This is a genomic window from Pseudomonas putida (genome assembly GCF_050989985.1).
In the GTDB taxonomy this organism is placed as follows: domain Bacteria; phylum Pseudomonadota; class Gammaproteobacteria; order Pseudomonadales; family Pseudomonadaceae; genus Aquipseudomonas; species Aquipseudomonas putida_AI.
Genome location: NZ_CP158815.1, coordinates 3,111,497 through 3,131,754, shown reverse-complemented (window position 1 = coordinate 3,131,754; position 20,258 = coordinate 3,111,497). Strand labels below are relative to the sequence as shown.

At 62.7% G+C, this 20,258-nt stretch carries 13 protein-coding genes and 1 tRNA gene; 3 read left to right on the top strand and 11 right to left on the bottom strand.

Annotated features, from left to right (window positions below; genetic code table 11):
- Window positions 1-17: 17 nt before the first annotated feature.
- Complete coding sequence (locus ABTV29_RS14505; RefSeq protein WP_433771323.1) at window positions 18-665, top strand: MliC family protein; 648 nt, start codon at window positions 18-20, stop codon at window positions 663-665.
- Window positions 666-724: 59 nt separating this feature from the next.
- Here ABTV29_RS14505 and ABTV29_RS14500 read toward each other — a convergent pair whose 3' ends face one another.
- From ABTV29_RS14500 to fdnG, 8 genes are all read right to left on the bottom strand, one after another.
- A complete protein-coding gene (locus tag ABTV29_RS14500) occupies window positions 725-1,801 on the bottom strand; it encodes an AI-2E family transporter (protein ID WP_433771321.1) in 1,077 nt (358 codons plus the stop codon).
- A 206-nt stretch (window positions 1,802-2,007) separates the two neighbouring features.
- Window positions 2,008-2,103: transfer RNA gene (locus ABTV29_RS14495), tRNA-Sec, on the bottom strand.
- A gap of 6 nt (window positions 2,104-2,109) precedes the next feature.
- Window positions 2,110-4,026, bottom strand: a complete 1,917-nt coding sequence (selB, locus tag ABTV29_RS14490) for a selenocysteine-specific translation elongation factor (RefSeq protein ID WP_433771319.1) — start codon at window positions 4,024-4,026, stop codon at window positions 2,110-2,112.
- Window positions 4,023-5,453 (bottom strand): L-seryl-tRNA(Sec) selenium transferase, encoded by a 1,431-nt coding sequence (selA, locus tag ABTV29_RS14485; protein WP_433771317.1) that lies wholly within the window; start codon window positions 5,451-5,453, stop codon window positions 4,023-4,025. The genes selB and selA overlap by 4 nt, the downstream gene beginning before the upstream one ends.
- A 136-nt stretch (window positions 5,454-5,589) precedes the next feature.
- Complete coding sequence (gene fdhE, locus ABTV29_RS14480; protein ID WP_433771315.1) at window positions 5,590-6,516, bottom strand: formate dehydrogenase accessory protein FdhE; 927 nt, start codon at window positions 6,514-6,516, stop codon at window positions 5,590-5,592.
- A gap of 3 nt (window positions 6,517-6,519) precedes the next feature.
- Window positions 6,520-7,185, bottom strand: coding sequence for a formate dehydrogenase subunit gamma (locus ABTV29_RS14475; protein ID WP_433771313.1), 666 nt, complete (start codon window positions 7,183-7,185; stop codon window positions 6,520-6,522).
- Complete coding sequence (fdxH, locus tag ABTV29_RS14470; protein ID WP_433771311.1) at window positions 7,182-8,117, bottom strand: formate dehydrogenase subunit beta; 936 nt, start codon at window positions 8,115-8,117, stop codon at window positions 7,182-7,184. The genes ABTV29_RS14475 and fdxH overlap by 4 nt, the downstream gene beginning before the upstream one ends.
- Window positions 8,118-11,183, bottom strand: coding sequence for a formate dehydrogenase-N subunit alpha (gene fdnG / locus ABTV29_RS14465; RefSeq protein ID WP_433771309.1), 3,066 nt, complete (start codon window positions 11,181-11,183; stop codon window positions 8,118-8,120).
- 313 nt (window positions 11,184-11,496) lie between these two features.
- Here fdnG and ABTV29_RS14460 point away from each other — a divergent pair, with 313 nt between their 5' ends.
- Together ABTV29_RS14460 and ABTV29_RS14455 are read left to right on the top strand one after the other, a co-directional pair.
- On the top strand, window positions 11,497-12,651 hold the full coding sequence (locus tag ABTV29_RS14460) for a MalY/PatB family protein (protein WP_433771307.1): 1,155 nt from the start codon (window positions 11,497-11,499) through the stop codon (window positions 12,649-12,651).
- Between the two features lie 230 nt (window positions 12,652-12,881).
- Window positions 12,882-14,246 (top strand): cation:proton antiporter, encoded by a 1,365-nt coding sequence (locus ABTV29_RS14455; protein WP_433771305.1) that lies wholly within the window; start codon window positions 12,882-12,884, stop codon window positions 14,244-14,246.
- On the opposite strand, the gene ABTV29_RS14450 is transcribed toward ABTV29_RS14455, so the two are convergent.
- The 3 genes from ABTV29_RS14450 to ABTV29_RS14440 all read right to left on the bottom strand — a co-directional run bounded on the left by ABTV29_RS14450 (window position 14,224) and on the right by ABTV29_RS14440 (window position 20,152).
- Window positions 14,224-16,146 carry a PAS domain S-box protein gene (locus ABTV29_RS14450; RefSeq protein ID WP_433771303.1) on the bottom strand — a complete coding sequence of 641 codons (1,923 nt, stop codon included), beginning with the start codon at window positions 16,144-16,146 and terminating at the stop codon, window positions 14,224-14,226. The two genes, ABTV29_RS14455 and ABTV29_RS14450, sit on opposite strands and share 23 nt — an antisense overlap.
- Before the next feature lie 65 nt (window positions 16,147-16,211).
- Window positions 16,212-18,488: an ATP-dependent DNA helicase gene (locus tag ABTV29_RS14445; protein ID WP_433771301.1), complete on the bottom strand. Its 2,277-nt coding sequence runs from the start codon at window positions 18,486-18,488 to the stop codon at window positions 16,212-16,214.
- Window positions 18,485-20,152 carry a VRR-NUC domain-containing protein gene (locus ABTV29_RS14440; protein WP_433771299.1) on the bottom strand — a complete coding sequence of 556 codons (1,668 nt, stop codon included), beginning with the start codon at window positions 20,150-20,152 and terminating at the stop codon, window positions 18,485-18,487. The genes ABTV29_RS14445 and ABTV29_RS14440 overlap by 4 nt, the downstream gene beginning before the upstream one ends.
- Window positions 20,153-20,258: the final 106 nt, after the last annotated feature.

Below are 20,258 nucleotides of genomic sequence, written 5' to 3'. Positions count from 1 at the left end.
CCGGGGGTGAAGCCAACATGAAATCGGTCACGGCCATTCTCACCTGCGTGCTGGGTGCCAGCGCCTGCATGGCGACGAGCACCCGCGTCGACGCGGCAAGCTTCAAGACCAGTTTTGATTGCGCCAGTGCAACGGCCTCCATCGAAAAACTCATCTGCCGCGATTCCCAGCTGGCGCAGATGGATATCGAACTGAACCGCCTTTATCGCCTGGCAATCACCGATGAGCATTCAGTACCACTGCCCGACAAAGTCATGGTCGACCAGCAGTTCTGGGTCCAGGAGCGTAATCAGTGCGCCTCTGAAGCCGAGCCCAGGGCCTGTGTAATTCGCGCTTATGCCGAGCGCGCGTACCAGTTGCGCCAAGGTTCGGCCATCGTCAGGACCAAGGACCCGGACCGGCTCACCGAAGGCCCCCTGGCGTTTCGTTGCCCCGGGTTGAATGCACCGCTGGCCGCGACCTTCTTCACCACCCAGCCCGGCGTCGTGTACCTGACATGGGCCAAGAACTCGATCACGCTGAACCAGGTGCCCAGTGATATGGGCAAGCGCTACACCGGCAAGGACAGTCTGGGGCCTTACAGCTTCTGGCAGGCCGACGGTGTGATTGTGTTCCAGAAGCCTGGCGCAAAAGAAACCAGCTGTACCGCCGAGCCGATCGGCTGAGGTTCACGTCGAACGTTGCTGGCCGTGACGCCCCTTGTGCCGATCGGTCAGTGCGCACCCTACTGCGCCGGCCGGTCCTGGACCCACTGCCAGAACAGTTGATAGCCGAGGGCAAGTATCACCGGACCGATGAACAGGCCGATGATGCCGCTGGTGACCATGCCGCCCAGGGCGCCGATGAGCACCACCGGCATCGGCACATCGACACCGCGTCCCAGCATCAGGGGCTTGAGCACGTTGTCCACCAGCCCGGCCACGAACACGTAGACGGAAAAGACGATTGTCGCGGTGGTGGCGCCCTCGGTGCTGAACACATAGGCAATCACCGGAATCGTGATCAGCGTCACCGGCAGTTGCATGATGCCCAGCAGCAACACCGCCAGCGCCAGCAACCCCGCACCGGGAATGCCCTTGAACACAAACCCCAGGCCGACCAGCAGCATCTGGATGAAAGCGATACCCACCACACCGAGCGCCACGGCGCGGATGGTAGCGGTACACAAGGCGGCGATATCCGGTCCCCTGTCCGGGCCGCTGATCCGCGAGGCAATCTGCACCGCCGCGCGACTGCCGGCTTTACCGTAGGCCATGAAGATCCCGGCGATAATCAGCGCAAAGATAAAGGTCAGGAACCCCATGCCGACGCCCGCCAGCTTGCCCAGCAGAGTCATGCTGACGCCCTTTATTTGCGGGATGTACTTCGTGGTCAGCCCAGGCAGATCGGTGGCCGCCTGCAACCAGATCGCCGAGATCGGCTTGCCGATTATTGGCCATTGGGCAACGGATTCAGGCGGCGCGGGAATATGGATACCTTCGTTGCGCACCGAGCTCATGACGCCATCGACCGAATCGGCGATCGAAGTGCCCAGCAGGTAGATCGGCACCATCAGGAGAATGATCGACACCAGAATGATCAGCGTCGCAATGCGCCCTTCCTTTTGCCCCAGCGGTCCCATGAGCCGCGTCTGCAACGGATACAGGGTGATCGCCAGGATCACCGACCACAACATCAAGTCGCGGAAGGGGCTGAAGATTTGAAAGCAGAACAACACCAGCACCACGATCAGTCCGGCGCGGATCAACACATCGAGCAGACCGCGGGACCAGGTTTTCTCTGTGAGCTCAGTGGGCAACATCGGAGTCTCCTGGCAGGTCACTGCGCAGATAGGGAGTCGGTCTGCCCAGCATAGACGGGCGGTTGCAGACCCGCGAAAAACTTGCGAGAAACACATCACACCTGTAGGAGCGAGCCTGCTCGCGATGGACTACAAAACACCGCGGGGTGTCAGGCTGCCAGCGTTATCGTTGACGTCCATCGCGAGCAGGCTCGCTCCTACAGAAATGGCGGAAGGTAGCAGGAGTCGAACCTGCCCGGGAACGGATGCCGTCCCCAACCGGGTTTGAAGCCCGGCCGCGCCACCGGGCGCGATTACCTTCCTTGAAATCAATCCGTTCGCCGTGCCAGCGCGTTGTCCATGCGTATCTGGCGGCGGTCGCCCATGCGCCGTGTCAGCCCCAGCCGGTCGAAGTATTCGAGAATCTGGATGCTGCGCTTGCGCCCCACTCCCAGCGCATCGCGAAAAGCCGCCACCTGAATCACCGGGTTGTCGTCGGCCAGTTGCAACAGCATAGCCGCCAGGCGACGAATCACCGTATCGGTGTAGAACAGGTCACGCACCACCTGATGCAGCAGCCCCAAGCGCGCCATTTTGCGCAGCAACGCGCGCACCAATGCTTCGTCGTACCCCAGATCACGCACCCATGGCGGGTCGAAACCGGCCGCATCGAACTGCGGCTGCAACTGTTGCCAGAGCGCTTCCTCCGCTTCACTCAGGCGAACTTGATGCGCTGGCAAATGCAACCAGGGACCGCTGGCGCAAACAGCACCCTCAGCGAGCAATTCGTCGATCAGGCTGATGAAGGTCGCACGGTCCAGGGCCGTGCCGGCAAAGCGGCGCAGGCGATCGCGATCCGGGCCCATCTGATCCGGTTCCTGCTCGTGAAAACGCGCCAGATGCTGCAGCAGTTCGGCCTTCAACGCCTGCCATCCGGCCGTGTTGAATAACACTGGGCCTTTACGCGTGTCGATCAGGCGCACGTCATTTGGTATTACCCAGCTGACGCGCGGATGATTGAACTGACGCTCCAGGCGCTGCGGATCGAGCCCGGTGTCACTGCTGGCCAGCAACGCCGGCAAAATGGCTTCGATGCCCAGGGCGTGTCTGAAGCTGTCATTGAGTGCGCGTAACTGCGCGAGTCGCTCTGGACTGCGACGTTGCCGGGCCGGCGCGAACGGGTCGAGCACCCGGCCGCCGCCCAGGGTGCGTTGCGCGCTCTGGTCCCGCAGGATCAACGGGTCGCCCTTCACCACCTGCACCGGTGTATTGAGCAGCAGCTGCGCGAACATGCGCGCCCCCGGCGCCAGGCTGGCCCCTTCGAGCAACGCAACGCGACCGGTCACGTCCTGAGTACCAACATGCACGTGCACCGGCTGAAAATGTTCGAAGGCGCGGGACTCGCTGGCCAGCAACTGCAAGTCGATATCCAGGCGCTGGGTCGGCGCGTACAGCCACTCGGCGGCCAGCCACTGTCCGCGATGAATCTGCTCCAGCGCCAGGCGATCCGCGCTGAGGTTCAACGCCACACGCTGCCCGGCCATGGCGGTATCGGCGGCCTGATTCTGCGCATGCAGGCCCCTCACCCGCACCGCCTTGCCCTGGGGCCCCAGCAGCAGCGTATCGCCCACCGCCACCTGCCCCGACAGCGCCGTTCCGGTGACCACAATCCCGGCGCCCGCCACGCTGAATGCCCGGTCGATCCACAGGCGAAACCCGCCGTCGAGGCTACGCTGTCGTACTTCACGCTGGGCCTCGAGCAAAGCCTGACGCAACGTCTCGACGCCCTCCCCGGTGACGCTCGACAGGGCGATCAAAGGCGTATCGGCATAAGGACCCGGCGCCAGCAGGGCGCCGATTTGCTCACGCACCGCCAGCACTCTGGGTGGATCAACCCGATCACATTTACTGATCGCCACCAGCGCCCGCGGGATGCCCAGCAACTCGACAATGGCCAGGTGTTCACGGGTCTGCGGCATCACCCCGTCATCGGCGGCGACCACCAGCAGCACCAGGTCGATGCCCTGCGCCCCGGCGAGCATGTTGTGGGTGAAGCGCTCATGCCCGGGGACGTCGATAAAACCGGTGAGCGCCGCGCCCGGTTCCAGCGCGGCGTAGAGGTAGCCGAGGTCGATGGTCATGCCCCGTTCGCGCTCTTCCCGGCGCCGGTCCCCGGCCTGTCCGGTCAAGGCCTGGAGCAACGCGGTCTTGCCGTGGTCGATGTGCCCCGCGGTGCCGACGATCACCCTGCCCGCTCCTCGCCTTGCAACTGATCGAGTTGCGCCAGCCATGCCGCCTCGTCGTCCAGTTGCCGCAAATCGAGCCACAAGGCGTCATCGTCGATGCGCCCGAGCACCGGAATCGGCAAGCCGCGCAGCGCCTCTTCCAGCCCGTGCAGAGAGCGCCCGCGCAGACGTTTCGAACTGTGCGGGCGCAGGCACAGCGCCGCACTCGGCAGCCGCGCCACCGGCTGGCTGCCGCTGCCGATCATGCCCAGTGCCGGCACTGCGCTGACGCTCCAGGCCGCGCCCAGCACCCGCGCCAATGAAGGTTGCAGACGTTCCGCCTGCGCCAGAATCTCGACCTGGGGCCGCGTCAGCAGGCGCAGGCTCGGCAGGCGCTCGGCCAATCGATCCGGGTTGCGGTACAGCCCCAGCACGGCTTCGAGCGCAGCCAGGGTCAGTTTGTCGACCCGCAGCGAGCGTTTGAGCGGGTTTTTCTTGATCTTTGAAATCAGCTCTTTGCGCCCGACAATCAACCCGGCCTGGGGTCCACCGAGCAACTTGTCACCGCTGAAGGTGACGATGTCCGCGCCATCGAGCAACGCCTGGCGCACCGTAGGTTCGGCGGGCAAGCCCCAGCGCGTGAGATCCAGCAGGCTGCCGCTGCCCAGGTCTTCGAGCAACGGCAAGCCATGTCGGTGGGCCAGTTGCGCCAGCTCCGCGGTCGGCACGCTGGTGGTGAAACCCTGAATGTTGTAGTTGCTGGCGTGCACACGCATCACCAGGCCGCTGCGCGGGCCGATAGCCGCCTCGTAATCCCGGGCGTGGGTGCGGTTGGTGGTGCCGACTTCATGCAGCTTCACCCCGGCGCGGGCCATGATGTCGGGAATGCGAAACGCGCCGCCGATTTCGATCAGTTCGCCCCGGGAGATGATGCCTTCCTTGCGCGCCCCCAGGCTGTTGAGGGTCAGCAGGACTGCGGCGGCATTGTTATTGACCACGGTCACCGCTTCGGCGCCGGTCAACTCGCGGATCAGCCCTTCGATCAGATCGTCGCGGTCGCCGCGCTTGCCGCTGTGCAGGTCGAATTCCAGATTGAGCGGATAGCGCGCGGCCATTTGCACGGCCTCGATGGCTTCTTCCGGCAACAGCGCGCGCCCCAGATTGGTGTGCAGCACGGTGCCGGTGAGGTTGAACACCCGGCGCACATGGCTGCGATGCTGGCTGGCCAGGCGTTCCCCGACGCGGCCTGCGAGTACTTCGGGGCTGGTTTCAACGGTTTGTATCTCACCCCGCTGCACACTCTCACGCAACTCATCAAGCAGTTGCCGCAAGGCAGCCAACAAGGCTTCGCGCCCATAGCGTTCGGCCAGGGGCTGGCACGCCGGATGGCGAAGCAGGCTGTCGATGGAGGGTAAACGCAGGGGTTGGCTGGCAAGGCTTGCGGGCATTGGGCGCTCCGGAATTGGCAGTGTCTGACCCGGCCCCATCGCGAGCAGGCTCGCTCCCACATTTGAATGCGTTTCCCAGCGGGAACGAATGCGTCCGTGAAACAGTGGCCGTCGCGCCAGAGTGTAGACCCTGTGCTCACTCGTCTCCCGGCGCCAGCAACAGATTCGGCGCCAGACGCTGGTAACCGTCCTGGGCCAGGCGCATGTCCAGCATCAGGCTGCTCAGGTCCGCCGACAGGGCCTCGGCCTGGGCGTCGTTCTCCAGATACACCAGCTTGAAATAGGCATTGCAGCCCGGACAGACCTCGGCCCGCAGCGGCGCCTGATTGGCGGCGTGGCGATCGTCTTCGAGGCTGAGGTATTCCAGGCCCTTGCTCTGCTCGCAATACACGCATTTGACCCGCACCACATGCCATTCGCAGGCGCACAACGAGCAGACCAGATAGCGCAGGCCGTTGTGCTTGCCGCGATTGCGAATCACCCCGGCCATGGCGGGCGAGCCGCAGGCCGGACATTGGCTGAGGCCCGGGCCCTGGGTCAGCGACAGGTTTGGCGTGCTCAGCAGCCAATGACTCCAGGCTGTTTGCAGAGCCGCGCCGAGGAACGGCACCAATGCCGCCGGCACCATTGAATATTGCCCGCTGAGCAACGCCACCGCCCACACCCGGCGCTGCCCGGGGCTGGCCTGGCGCAGTGTGTCCAGGGCTTCAACCACGGCGGGTTGCTCAGGGGCGAGATAGCGCTGCAACAGGGCATCGAGAAACCCCTGCCAATCGTCTTCACGACTCAAACTGTCGGCGGCGAATGGCGGCAACCCGTGCTCCAGGCACAACTCGATGCGTTGTCGATCAAGGGGTTCGCTGGACGGCGGATCATCCAGTACCTGCTGTTGCGCCCGGCACAACCCGGCCAGCAGGCGCAGGTAATCGGCCAGCGGATGCCCTTCGGCCAGATGGTCGAGGCGCTCGGCGCGCAGGGTGAACAGGTTATGCGGTGGCAGATGCAGAAACGGCGGCGAACCGGCCGCCGCTTCGATTTGTCCGGGTTCGAGAATGGTTGGCAAGTGTCAGCCCTTTTTCGTGATCGGTCGCTCGGGAGCCTTGTCGCGCGTGCCATCGCGAACAATCTCGCGATACCAGAGCTCATGGTGTTTCTTCGCCCAGGCGCGGCTGACCCAGCCGTGCAACATTGCGCTGACCGAACCCTTGATCCAGATGCCGGCGTAGATGTGCACGATGATGCTCAGGATCAGCACGAAACCCGCCAGCGCATGCAGCAGCATCGCCCAGCGAATCGCGGTGATGCCGAAGTACGCACTGAAATACGCACGCCAGATCACCAGCCCGCTGAACAGCAACACCAGCATGCACAGCAGTAAAGTCCAGAACAGCAGTTTCTGCCCCGGGTTGTACTTGCCGATGGCGGGCACGCCCTCCTCTTCGTTCTTCATCACCCGATCGATACGCCGCAGCCACAAGCGATCATTGGCAATGAAGTAGTTGGCCCGCCAGAAACGAAACACCAGGCCGAGAAACAGCAGGAACATCAGCACGCCCATGAACGGATGCAGAATGCGCGTCCAGGGGCCGCCGCCAAACAGGTTGCTCAGCCAGAACAGCGCCGGATGAAACAGCGCCAGCCCTGACAGCCCGGCCATGAAAAACAGAATGGCCACCAGCCAGTGATTGGTGCGCTGGTTGGCGGTGTAGCGCAGGATCTCTTTGCGGATCATGGCCTGTTCTCCCGTTTTGGATCGTAGGTGTGCACCGAAGGATCGACTTCATGCACGGCCGGATCCGGGCCATGGGGCATTTCATCTTCCTCGACAATCTGCGGCCCCACGCGCACGTAGTGGAAGAAGCCGGCCACCACTGCCGCGCCCATGGCCAGCAGCGCCAGCGGTTTGCTCACGCCTTTCCACAGGCTCACCAGCGGGCTGATCGCCGGGTCGGCAGGCAACCCGGCGTAGAGCTTCGGCGTGTCGGCATGGTGCAGCACGTACATCACATGGGTGCCGCCCACGCCGGCCGGGTCGTACAGGCCGGCATTATCGAAACCGCGGCTCTTGAGGTCGACGATGCGCTCGGCGGCGTGCACCTTCATGTCTTCCTTGGTGCCGAACACGATGGCGCCGGTCGGACAGGTTTTCACGCAGGCCGGCTCCAGTCCCACCGCCACCCGGTCCGAACACAGCGTGCATTTGTAGGCCTTGTGGTCCTTTTGCGAAATGCGCGGAATGTTGAACGGGCAACCGGTGATGCAGTAGCCGCAGCCGATGCAATGGTCCTGGTTGAAATCGACGATGCCGTTGGCGTGCTTGATGATCGCCCCGGGACTGGGGCATGCGGCCAGGCAGCCGGGTTCTGCGCAATGCATGCAACCGTCCTTGCGGATCAGCCATTCCAGGTTGCCGGCGTCGGTTTCGTGCTCGGTGAAGCGCATCAGGGTCCAGGTTTCCGCGCTCAAGTCTTGCGGGTTGTCGTAGGTGCCGTGGTTATGCCCCACTTCGTCGCGCAGTTCGTTCCATTCCGAACAGGCGACCTGGCAGGCCTTGCAGCCAATGCATTTGGTGGTGTCGATCAGCTTGGCGACTTCCTCCAGGTTGCGCACCGACGACGGCACGGTGGTGGTGGCCGAGCGGGCAATGATGTCTTGGCTGGCCATTTAGATTTTCTCCACGTTGACCAGGAATGACTTGGATTCCGGGGTCTGGGTGTTGCCATCGCCGAGGAACGGCACCAGGGTGTTGGTCAGGTAACCGTGGCGCGTCAGGCCGGTGAAGCCCCAGTGCAGCGGGATACCGATCTGGTGCACCACCTGGTTGTTGACCTGCAGCGGCCGGATGCGCTTGGTCACCACCGCCACCGCTTCGATGAAGCCGCGCTTGCTGCTGACCCGTACCCGGTCGCCGGCTGCGATGCCTTTCTCCTTGGCCAACACCTCGCCGATCTCGACGAATTGCTCGGGTTGGGCAATCGCGTTGAGCCGGCAGTGCTTGCTCCAGAAGTGGAAATGCTCGGTCAGGCGGTAACTGGTGGCCGCGTACGGGTAATCCTTGGCCACGCCGAGGGAGTCCCACACCGAATCGAAGATCCGCGCCGCCGGGTTGCTGGTGGCTTTCTTGTTCTGCGGATGCAGCGGGTTGATGCCGATGGGCGTCTCGAACGGCTCATAGTGTTCGGGGAATGGGCCCTCGTTCATCTTGTCGACGGCGAAGAATCGCGCCACGCCTTCGGGGTTCATGATGAATGGATTCATCCCCGCTTCCGGCGCCACGTCGGCCTTGTAGTCCGGCACATCGGTGCCGCCCCAGGCCTTGCCGTTCCACCACACCAGGCGTTTTTTCGGATCCCATGGCTTGCCTTGCGGATCGGCCGAGGCGCGGTTGTAGAGAATCCGCCGGTTCGCCGGCCAGGCCCAGGCCCAGCCCTGGTGCTGATGCATGCCGTAAGGGTCGTTGTTGTCCCTGCGCGCCATCTGGTTGCCGGTTTCAGTCCAGCTGCCGCAGAAAATCCAGCAGCCGGACGCCGTACTGCCGTCGTCCTTGAGCTGGCTGAAGGCGGCCAGCTGCGCGTTGGTCTTGATCGCCGCGCCCGTGGCATCGGTGAAGTCTGTGGTGGCGTAGCCGTTGACCTCCTTGGCGATCTCTTCGGGTGAAGGTTCTTCGGGGATTTTGTACGGCCACGACAGCTTGAGCAGCGGATCGGGATATTTACCGCCGTTGGCCTGGTAACGCTGACGCAGGCGCAGGAACAGCTCGGTCATGATCCGCACGTCGGTGCGCGCTTCGCCCGGGCCATCGGCACCTTTCCAGTGCCATTGCAGCCAGCGACTGCTGTTGACCAGCGAGCCGTCCTCCTCGGCAAAACAGGTGGTGGGCAGGCGAATCACTTCGGTCTGGATATTGGCGGTGTTCACGTCGTTATACGGCCCGACTTTCTGCCAGAACTCCGAGGTTTCCGTGGCCAGCGGGTCCATCACCACCAGCCATTTCAACTTGGCCAGCGCTGCCATCACCCGGTTCTTGTCGGGCAACGCGGCGATGGGGTTGAAGCCCTGGCACATGTAGCCGTTGATCTTGCCCTGGCCCATCAGGTCGAAGACCTTGAGGATGTCGTAGTTGGGGATGTCGAGTTTGGGCAGGTAGTCGTAGGCCCAATTGTTCTCGGCCGTGGCATTGGCGCCGTACCAGGCTTTCATCAGGCTGACGTGGAACTTGCTGTAGTTCTGCCAATAGGACAACTGCCCCGGACGCAGCGGTTTCTGAGTGCGCTTGACGATATAGGCGTTGTAATCCTGCTCGGCGTCCAGGGGCAAGGTCAGGTAGCCGGGCAGTGAGTTGGACAACAGGCCCAGGTCCGTCAGGCCCTGGATATTGGAGTGACCGCGCAAGGCGTTCACGCCGCCGCCGGGCATGCCGACGTTACCCAGCAGCAATTGCACCATGGCCGCACTGCGGATGATCTGCGAACCGATCGAATGCTGAGTCCATCCCAGGGCATAGAGAATCGTCATGGTCTTGCCCGGTTGCGAGCAGGTGGCGATTTCTTCCCAGATTTTTTTCATCGCATCGACCGGCATGCCGCAGATCTGGCTCGCCAGTTCCATGGTGTAGCGGCTGTAATGCCGCTTCATCAGCTGGAAGACGCACTGCGGATCCTGCAGGGTCGGGTCGACCTTGGCGAAACCGTCCTCGCCCAGCTCGTAACCCCAGCCGGACCTGTCGGTGTAGGCACGCTTGGCCACGTCGTAACCGCTGAAAATGCCGTCCTCGAAGCCATAGCCGGCTTTGACGATGAACGAAACGTCGGTGTAGTTGCGCACGTATTCGTGCTGGATCTTGTCCTCGGTCAGCAGGTAATTGATCAGCCCGCCCATGAAGGCGATGTCGGTGCCGGTGCGAATCGGCGCGTAATAGTCAGCCACCGAGGCGGTCCGGGTAAAACGCGGATCGACCACGATCAGCCGCGCCTTGTTGTGCGCCTTGGCTTCGGTCACCCACTTGAAGCCGCAAGGGTGCGCTTCTGCTGCGTTGCCGCCCATCACCAGAACCAGATTCGCGTTGGCGATATCGGTCCAGGTATTGGTCATGGCACCACGGCCGTACGTCGGGGCAAGACTTGCCACCGTCGGGCCGTGTCAGACACGCGCCTGGTTATCGAACCCCAGCATGCCGAGACTGCGAACCACCTTGTGGGTGATGTAACCCGCTTCGTTGGACGCCGCCGATGCCGCGAGAAAACCCGTGGTCAGCCAGCGGTTGACCGTCTGGCCCTGGGCGTTCTTCTCGATGAAGTTGGCATCGCGGTCGGCCTTCATCAGGTCGGCGATACGATCGAGGGCTTCATCCCAGCCGATGCGCGTCCACTCGCTGCTGCCGGGCTTTCGCACCTGCGGGTATTGCAGGCGGCCGGGGCTGTGGATGAAGTCCAGCAGGCCTGCCCCTTTGGGGCAAAGGGTGCCGCGGTTGACCGGATGGTCGGCGTCACCTTCGATGTGAATGATGCTTTGCGCGACATTCTTCGCCGCATCGCCCTGGCTGTACATGATCAACCCGCAACCGACCGAGCAATACGGGCAGGTGTTGCGGGTTTCATGGGTGTGGGCGAGCTTGAAATGACGCACCTGTTCGGCAAAGGCAGGCGTCGGGGCCATGCCCAACGCGCCCAGGCTTGAGCCTGCAAGGCCGATACCGGCGACCTTGAAGAACTGACGACGGCTGAGGTCCATCGTGCACTCCTGATCAGGTGGAGATCCGGTGCTTTGCCGGATTTTTTCTGGACAGTCACGGGCGCGGCAGACGGGCTGCCGACATCTCAAACTTTAGTCAACACACCGACAATCTGTGTGAAAACCGACCGTCGGCCGTTTGTCGAAACCTGTGGGAGCGGGCTTGCCCGCGATGGCGGTGGGTCAGCCAAGATCAATTTTGACCGTGCCGCCGTCATCGCTGGCAAGCCAGCTCCCACAGTGATTGTGTTGTTTGAACCGATTGGCGCTTATCATGGCGGGCATGATTAACCCCGCCTTCACGAGACCCCGCATGACTTTCGATTTCGATCAGGTGTTCGACCGCCACAACACCGGTAGCACCAAATGGAGCCGCTACCCGGCCGATGTGTTGCCGATGTGGGTCGCCGACATGGATTTCGCCGCGCCACCGATGATCATCCAGGCCCTGCAAAAGCGCCTGGAGCACCCGATGGTCGGTTACAGCGTGGCCCCGGACAACCTGCGCGAAGCCATTGTCGCCGACCTGTGGAACAAGTACGCCTGGCGCATCGAGCCCCAGGAGCTGATCTTCCTGCCGGGCGTCGAATCGGGCTTCAACATGGCCCTCAAGGCGCTGGTCCAGCCGCAGCAGAATGTCGTGGTGCAGGTACCCAACTATCCGCCGCTGCGTCATGCACCGGGCCATTGGGGCCTGAACAAGGTCGAGCTGGGTTTCGACGCGCAAGCGGACGGCACCTACGCCACGCCGCTCGCCACCCTGAGCCAGTCGCTGCGAGGGGGCGGCGCGCTGCTGCTGAGCAATCCGCACAACCCGCTGGGCAAGTCCTTCCCTCGGGCCGAACTGCAAGCCATCGCCGACATCTGCCTGGAACACGACGCCTGGATCATCTCCGACGAGATCCATGCCGAACTGTGCTTCGACGGCCGCAAGCACATTCCGATGGCCACCCTGAGCCCGCAAGTCGCCCAGCGCACCATCACCCTGATGTCCGCGAGCAAGGCCTATAACATCGCCGGCCTGAAGACCTCGTTCATGATCATTCAGGACCGTCATCTGCGCGAAAAGGTCAACCACGCCCGTTGCGGCATGGTCGACAGCGTCAATCCGCTGGGTCTGGAAGCAACCCGGGTGGCCTACAGCGAAGCCGGCCCCTGGCTGGCCGAACTGAACACTTACCTGCAAGGCAACCGCGATTGCCTGGTCGACGCCGTGCGCACCCGCCTGCCGGGCATCACCATGAATGTGCCGCAAAGCACCTACCTGGCCTGGCTCGACTGCTCAGCCCTGGGGCTGGACAACCCGCAGCAGTTCTTCCTGGAACAGGCCAAGGTCGGCCTGAGCCCGGGCCTGGATTTCGGCGACGACTGCAAACAGTTCGTGCGCCTGAACTTCGGCTGCCCACGGTCATTGCTGGAAGAAGGCATTGCCCGGATGGAGCGCAGCTTGCGTAACCTGAAGGCCTGATCCCTCTCGACCACAACGCAAATTCCCTGTGGGAGCGAGCCTGCTCGCGAATGCAGACTGTCAATCTCCATCAATGTTGACTGTACGGACGCCTTCGCGAGCAAGCCCGCTCCCACAGGGGCACCGTTGAAATTTGGAACTAGTAACCCAGTCCCGAACTCCAGAACCTATGGGCTCAGCCACAGCGGCTCTTCGTTTCCGGAGGTCAACATGCCCGCACCATTGCAACCATGAGTTTCGTTGCCTGGGTCGCGGTGCTGGGTGCCGTGCTGCTCGCGCTGGCGCTCACCTCCTCGTATCTGCGCTGGATGCCCGTGACCACCTCGGCCGTGTGCCTGGTGCTGGGCGTGGCCATCGGGCCAGCGGGCCTGGGCTGGCTCAATCTGAATCTGGATCAAGCCGCCTTCTGGATGGAGCACCTGACGGAAGTCGCGGTGCTGTTTTCACTCTTCGTCTGCGGACTGAAGTTGCGACTGCCGCTGAAGAACCGCAAATGGCGAGTGGCCTTCGGGTTGGCGGGCCCGGTGATGCTGCTGAGCATCACCGGCGTCTGCCTCTTCCTGCATTACGCCTTCGACCTCGGCTGGGGACTGGCCCTGCTGATCGGCGCGATTCTGGCGCCCACCGATCCGGTATTGGCGTCTCTGGTGCAGGTCAACGATGCGAAAGATGACGACCCGGTACGCTTCGGGCTTTCTGGCGAGGCCGGCCTCAACGACGGCATCGCGTTTCCGTTTGTCATCCTTGGTTTGCTGGTTCTGCAACAAGGCGAAAGCTCGTCCATGGCGTGGCTCGATGACTGGGCGCTCAAGCGCGTGTTGTGGGCGGTGCCCGCCGGTTTGCTGATCGGCTACTGCCTGGGCCGTGGAATCGGCCGCCTGACCCTGTCGATGCGTATCCGCAATGAAGACAGCACGCTGTCGCCCAACGATTACCTGACCTTCGCCCTGATTGCCCTGGCCTATGTCGCTGCGGAGGCAGTACACGGCTACGGCTTTCTCTCGGTGTTTGCCGCCGGCCTTGGCTTGCGCAGGGCCGAAGTCAAATCAGCCGGGCACTCGCAGCCACCAGCCGAACACCTGGTTCAAGCGGTGGTGGGTCATCAGCATGTCGAGCCCGGCGATGCCGTGCATGGCGATGTATCGAACCTGGAAGACGCACAGGTGGCCGCCGGCATCATGATCGGCGACATGCTGGCATTTGGCGGGCTGGTTGAGCGGGCCATGGAGGTGTTCCTGGTGACCTTGCTCGGCGTGGTGCTGGTCGGGCACTGGGACTGGCGCGCGCTTCCGGTTGCCCTGCTGCTGTTCTGCGTGATTCGCCCCCTGAGCGTCGGACTCGTGCCCTGGGGCAGCTTGCTCAATGGCCGGCAACGATTGTTGATCGGCTGGTTCGGGATTCGCGGCATCGGCAGTTTTTACTATCTGTTCTACGCCTTGAATCACGACCTTTCGCCGGCGGTGGCCAGCCTTTGCACCGATCTCACCCTGTCGGTGGTGGCGTTGAGCATTCTGCTGCACGGCATCAGCACCCAGCCGATGCTCGCGCGCTATGAGCAACGCAATCGCCAGCTCACTTCATCGCCGAAGCGATGATGTCCACCAGACTGTTCTGGTTGAAGGGTTTGGACAAACGCGGAAGCCCGGCCGCGAAACCATCGAGGCTTTCTGCAAAACCCGTGGCGAGGATGATCGGCAAGGTCGGCATCAGGATCCGGATTGCCTGGGCCAACTGGGCACCATTCATTTGCGGCATGGCCATATCGGTGATGACCAGATCGAAGTGCTGCTCGCTTTCAATGATGCGCAACGCCTGTGCACCGGAATCGGCGACGCTGACCCGGTGTCCCAGGTCTTCGAGCATCAGACAGGTACTGGTGAGCACCAGGCTGTCGTCATCGACCACCAGCACATTCAAGCGCGGAACCTCAGGTGCAGGGGGCGCGGTATCCGCAACCTCGGCCACCGAACCTGCCTGGGCGACGGGCAACCAGAGTTCAGCGGTGGTGCCCTCGCCTTTTTCGCTTTTGAGCACAAAGCGCCCACCCATCTGTTCGATGAAGCCGTGCACCATCGAAAGCCCCAGGCCCGTGCCCTTGCCGACGCCTTTGGTAGTGAAGAACGGGTCCATCGCCGACGCGAGCGTCGCTTCATCCATGCCGACCCCGGTGTCGCTGACGGACAGACACACATAGCGCCCTGGCCGCAGGCTCGCCTGGGGCTGCTCGAGCACCACCTCCAGACGGGTGCGCAGCACCAGATGCCCGCCATTGGGCATGGCATCCCGGGCGTTGGTCGCGAGGTTGAGCACCGCCAGTTCCAGCTGATTGACGTCGGCCATGACCGGCTCGGGCTCTGGCGAAAAGTGCGTTTCGATTTTCACCGAGGGCCCCAGGGAACTGCGCAGCAGGCCCATGATGCCCTCCACCAGTGCCGGGACCTGAACAGGTTCGGCCTTGAGTTCCTGGCGCCGGGCAAAGGCCAGCATGCGCTGGGTCAGGGAAACACCGCGCAGGGCGCCCTGGGTAGCGTTGTCCAGCAGGCGGGTCAGGCGCGGCTCGTCTCCCACGCGTTTGCGGACAATTTCCAGGTTGCCGAGGATCACCGTCAGCAGGTTGTTGAAGTCATGGGCAATCCCGCCGCTGAGTTGGCCAATGGCCTGCATTTTCTGCGCCTGGAACAGCGCTTCGCGGGTTTTCTCAAGGGTCTGCTGGGCTTGGGCCGTCTCGGTGATATCCCGGGTGATCTTCGCAAAGCCCAGCAAGGTGCCGGTTTCGCCCCAGATCGGGTCTACCACCACATGGGCGAGAAACCGCGTGCCATCCTTGCGCAGGCGCCAGCCCTTGTTTTCAAAGCGCCCTTCGCGCACGGCAACGTCCAGGGTCCGTTGCGGCTCGTGGGCAGCCCGGTCCTCGGGGGTATAGAACATGGAGAAATGCTGGCCGATGACCTCTTCGGGCAAATAGCCCTTGATGCGCTGCGCCCCGGGGTTCCAGTTGGACACCCGTCCATCGGGCGCAAGCATGTAGATCGCGTAATCGGTGACGCTTTGCACCAACAGGCGAAATTGCTGCTCGCTTTGCTTGAGGGTTTCCTCGGCCATTTTGCGATCGGTGAGGTCGCGGGTGATCTTGGCGAAGCCCAGCAACTCACCCGAGGCGGCGCGGATGGGATCGATCACCACGCTCGACCAGAAACGCGTGCCGTCCTTGCGCACCCGCCAGCCTTCGCCTTCGAAACGCCCTTCACGCAGCGCCGTATCCAGCGCCCGTTGCGGCAAACCGGCCTTGCGGTCTTCTTCGGTGTAGAAACGCGAGAAATGCTGGCCAAGGATCTCGGCTTCTTCATAACCCTTGAAACGCCTGGCGCCGGCGTTCCAGCTGGTAATGATGCCGTCGGGATCGATCATGTAGATCGCATAGTCGACCACCGCATCGACCAACAGGCGAAAGCGCATGTCCTCGCCTGCGACCCCTTTGCTTCGATCCTCGCTCATTGAATGCTCGCGTCAGAATGGTTTTCTGGAGTATGCGACAAACCGCCGATTTGGAAAGCCCGAACTCAGGCGCTCTGCGGCGGCGCTTGGCCGATTGCCCACCAACGTGGCAGCAACTGCCTGACCTTGGGCTCGGCAAAACGGTCGTCAATCAGCATCACCACACCTCGATCCTCCTGCGTGCGGATCACCCGGCCGGCGGCCTGGACCACCTTCTGCAGGCCCGGATAGAGGTAGGTGTAGTCGTAGCCGTCACCGAAAATCGCCGCCATGCGTTGCTTCATCTGCTCGTTGACCGGGTTCAACTGCGCCAGCCCCAGGGTGGCGATGAACGCGCCGATCAGCCGGGCGCCGGGCAAGTCGATGCCTTCGCCGAACGCCCCACCCAGTACCGCAAAACCGATGCCCTCGCCGCCCTCCGTGAACTGATCGAGAAACTGCTGGCGTTGCGTTTCACCCATCCCACGGGATTGTGACCACAGGTTGATCTGCGGGTGCCGCTCGGCCAGCAACTGCAAGACCTGCTGCAAATAGTCAAAGCTGCTGAAAAACGCCAGATAGTTTCCCGGGCGTTGCCTGTACTGGTTGGCGATCAGCTCGACGATGGGGGCAAGCGATGCCTGGCGATGGGTGAACCGGGTAGAGATCTGGCTGGCGATGTGAACCTGAAGCTGGTCGGCGTGAAACGGCGACTCGACGTCGATGCACACCGTATTCGCCGGCGTGCCCAGCAGGTCGGCGTAGTAACGACGCGGGCTCAGGGTGGCGGAGAACAGCACGGTACTGCGTGCCGCTGTCAGGCGCGGCCCGATGAACCCCGCCGGCACCACGTTGCGCAGGCACAGGTGCGAAAGCGGTCGCTTGCGGTCCAGGTCGCGCTTGGAAATGTCGAACAGAAACTGCTCATCGAACAGTTCGGCCACCCGGCAGAACTGCAGCATGTCGAAGTAGAAACTCTGCAGGGCACTGTCCAGCCCTTGCGGGTGATCGTTCAGGTAGTCGCCGATGCTGGCGCAACAGGATGACAGCGCTTGCAGCAGTTTCTCCGGGGCCTTGTCATAGGCCTGATAGGCACCCGGTTGCGGCTCATGCAGGGCGTTCCATTCGCGATTGACCCGCTGCAAGGGCTTTTTCAAAGGCTCGGGAGCGGCTTTTCGTACGGCGCCAAGGGTCGCCTGATCGAGGTCGGCGCTGTACATCTGGCGGCCGCGCTCCACCAGGTTGTGGGCCTCGTCCACCAGCACCGCGACTTTCCAGTTATTGGCCTGGGCCAAGCCGAACAGCAAGGCGCTGAAGTCGAAGTAGTAGTTGTAATCGGCAACCACGACATCGGCCCATCGCGCCATTTCCTGGCTCAGGTAATACGGACACACGGCATGGTCCAGGGCGACCTGGCGCAATGCACTCTGGTCCAACAGGTTCAGTTGGCTGGCGGCCTGACGCGCCGCCGGCAAGCGATCGTAAAAGCCCTGGGCCAACGGGCAGGATTCGCCGTGGCAGGCTTTGTCGGGGTGCTCGCAGGCCTTGTCCCGGGCAATCATCTCCAGCACCCGCAAAGGTGGTGCATTGGCGCTGTCGAAGATGACCTGCGCCGCATCCAGCGCCAGTTTGCGCCCGGGGTTTTTTGCCGTGAGGAAGAACACCTTGTCCAGTTGCTGGGGCACCAGGGCCTTGAGCATCGGAAACAGCGTGCCAAGGGTCTTGCCGATCCCCGTTGGCGCCTGGGCCATCAGGCAGCGGCCGGTACTGACCGCCTTGAACACCGACTCGGCCAGATGCCGCTGCCCCGGCCGAAAATCGCTGTGGGGGAAAGCCAGCTGTTGCGCCCCGAGGTTGCGGGCCTGGCGATGGGCCATTTCCTGTTCCGCCCAGTGCAGGAACCGCGCGCAATGTTCTTCGAAGAACTGCTGCAACTGCGTGGCGCTGTAGCTTTCCACCAGGCAGGTTTCCTTTTCGCTGACGATGTCGAAGTACACCAGCGCCAGATTGATCTGCTCCAGCTGCAACTTGCTGCACATCAACCAGCCGTAGATTTTCGCCTGGGCCCAGTGCAGTTGCCGGTGGTTGGCCGGTTGTTTGCTCAGGTCGCCACGGTAGGTTTTGACTTCTTCGAGGCAGTTTTGCGCCGGATCGTAGCCATCCGCGCGGCCTTTGACGGTCAGGCTTTGGTAGTGGCCTTCAAGCGCGACTTCACTCTGATAGCCCTCGCTACGCCGGGAGGCCACCGTGCGGTGACCAACGATCCCCTCAAGCGCCGTCGGCGACGGAGTAAAGCGCAGGTCGAGGTCGCCGACCTTGGCGGTGAACTCGCACAGCGCCCGCACCGCGATGCTGTAACTCAAGCGCCCTGCTCCGCCCATTGCACATAGCACACGGCAATCGGCATGCCGTGCTCATGGCAGAACTCCAGCCAGCGCAGCTGGTTGTCCTGCAGGCGATCCCCCGGGCCTTTGACTTCGATCATGCGGTAGGTCTTTTGCTGCGGCCAGAACTGGATCAGGTCGGGCATCCCGGCGCGATTGGCCTTGATGTCCAGCAACAGGCGGTTGAACCAGTGCTTGAGGTGTTCGGCCGGCAGGCAGTCCAGAGCCTGTTCCAGCAAGGCCTCGTCGAGCGCGCCCCAGAACACGAAGGGCGACTGCACACCCCATTTTTCGGCATAGCACTGGCGGATGGTGTCCTGGTATCGACCGTCGTCGAGCTGGGCGAGGCAGGCCTGGAACAGCTGCGCCCGTCGCTCATGGAAATCTTCGTTGAGCAGATCCACCGGCCCACGCTGGAACGGGTGAAAAAACGCCCCCGGCAGCGGTGCGAAAATCGCCGGCCAGCACAGCAGGCCGAACAGCGAATTGATCAGGCTGTTTTCGACGTAGTGCACCGGCGCCGAATCTTCCGTCAGGTGTGCCTGGACGTAAAACTCCACCGACATTTGCGGATCGGTCCTGGGCAGTTGCAGGTCCAGGCGCTGCATTTCTCGCGGGGCCGGGCGTTTCACCGCCGGCCCGCCCAGTTTGCGGCGCAATCTTGGCAACATGCGCAGCAGTTGTTGCTGCTCGGCGGCACTGGGGGCTGACTGTTGCACTTCGGTGGCCAGATCCAGGGCCAGTTCATATTCCCCGCAGCGCTCCAGCACGCGGATCAAACGCACCCGCGCGCCGGGATAGGCGCACTGGCGATACAGCGTCAGGGCGGTCGCGAAATCCGCCACCCGCTCGCAGTGCTGGGCCATCTGGAACAGCAGCTTGTCACGGCGCCGTTGCAGCCAGGGGTTGCTCAGCGCCAGGCCGCCCAGGCGCTCGACAATGTCGACGATCGCCTCCCCTTCAATGAATTGTTGCTGGCACAGATGAAGAAACATGCCGGCATCCACGTCATCCCGGCTGCGAAAGCCTCGGGAATCGGCACAGAACTCGACTTTTTCGTAGGTGAAGATGCCAAGGTCGGCCAGCACGAATTCGGACCAATCCTGATAGAGGTTGCCGAAAAACATGAAGCGCAAGCGGTCGCACAATCCCATGATGGTCAGGCTGAACAAACGCTCATCCAGCCCCGGGCACCATTGCCCGAAACTGCGTGCCTCGGGAAAGCGCTCGCTCAGCGCTGGCAGCCAATCGGACTTTTTGCCCTTTGGCTGATCGATGGCGTGGCCCAGGCATTGAACGATTTCAGCCTTGAGCAGGACCTCGCACAGCACCTCGACCGGCAATGGCAGCTGCTCGTCGACCCAGCCCAGTGCCAACAGCGGTTCCACGGCATCGAGGGTGTCGCCGATTTCAACGTAGTGCAGCTTGCTGGCCCGGAAGTGAATGCCCTTGCGCATCACCATCCTGACCAGCAGTGCCCGGGATTCACGGCTCAGGCCCTTGAAGTCAGTGATGAAGCGTTGTTCTTCGACGTCCAGCACATCGCCATAGCGTTGCTCAAGCCAATCAAGCACTTGCATGAAGTTGTTGAGGTAATAGAACGGATCGTCGAGGGGGTTTGCAGTCACGGGAAATGGGGCCATGGCGAAGTGATACTGGTTATGCGTACAGATACCAGCAACGCCCTGTTTTGCGCAATCGGAAAAGGATGGGTGGAGGCGTTGCCGGCCATTGACTCGGCCCGACGAA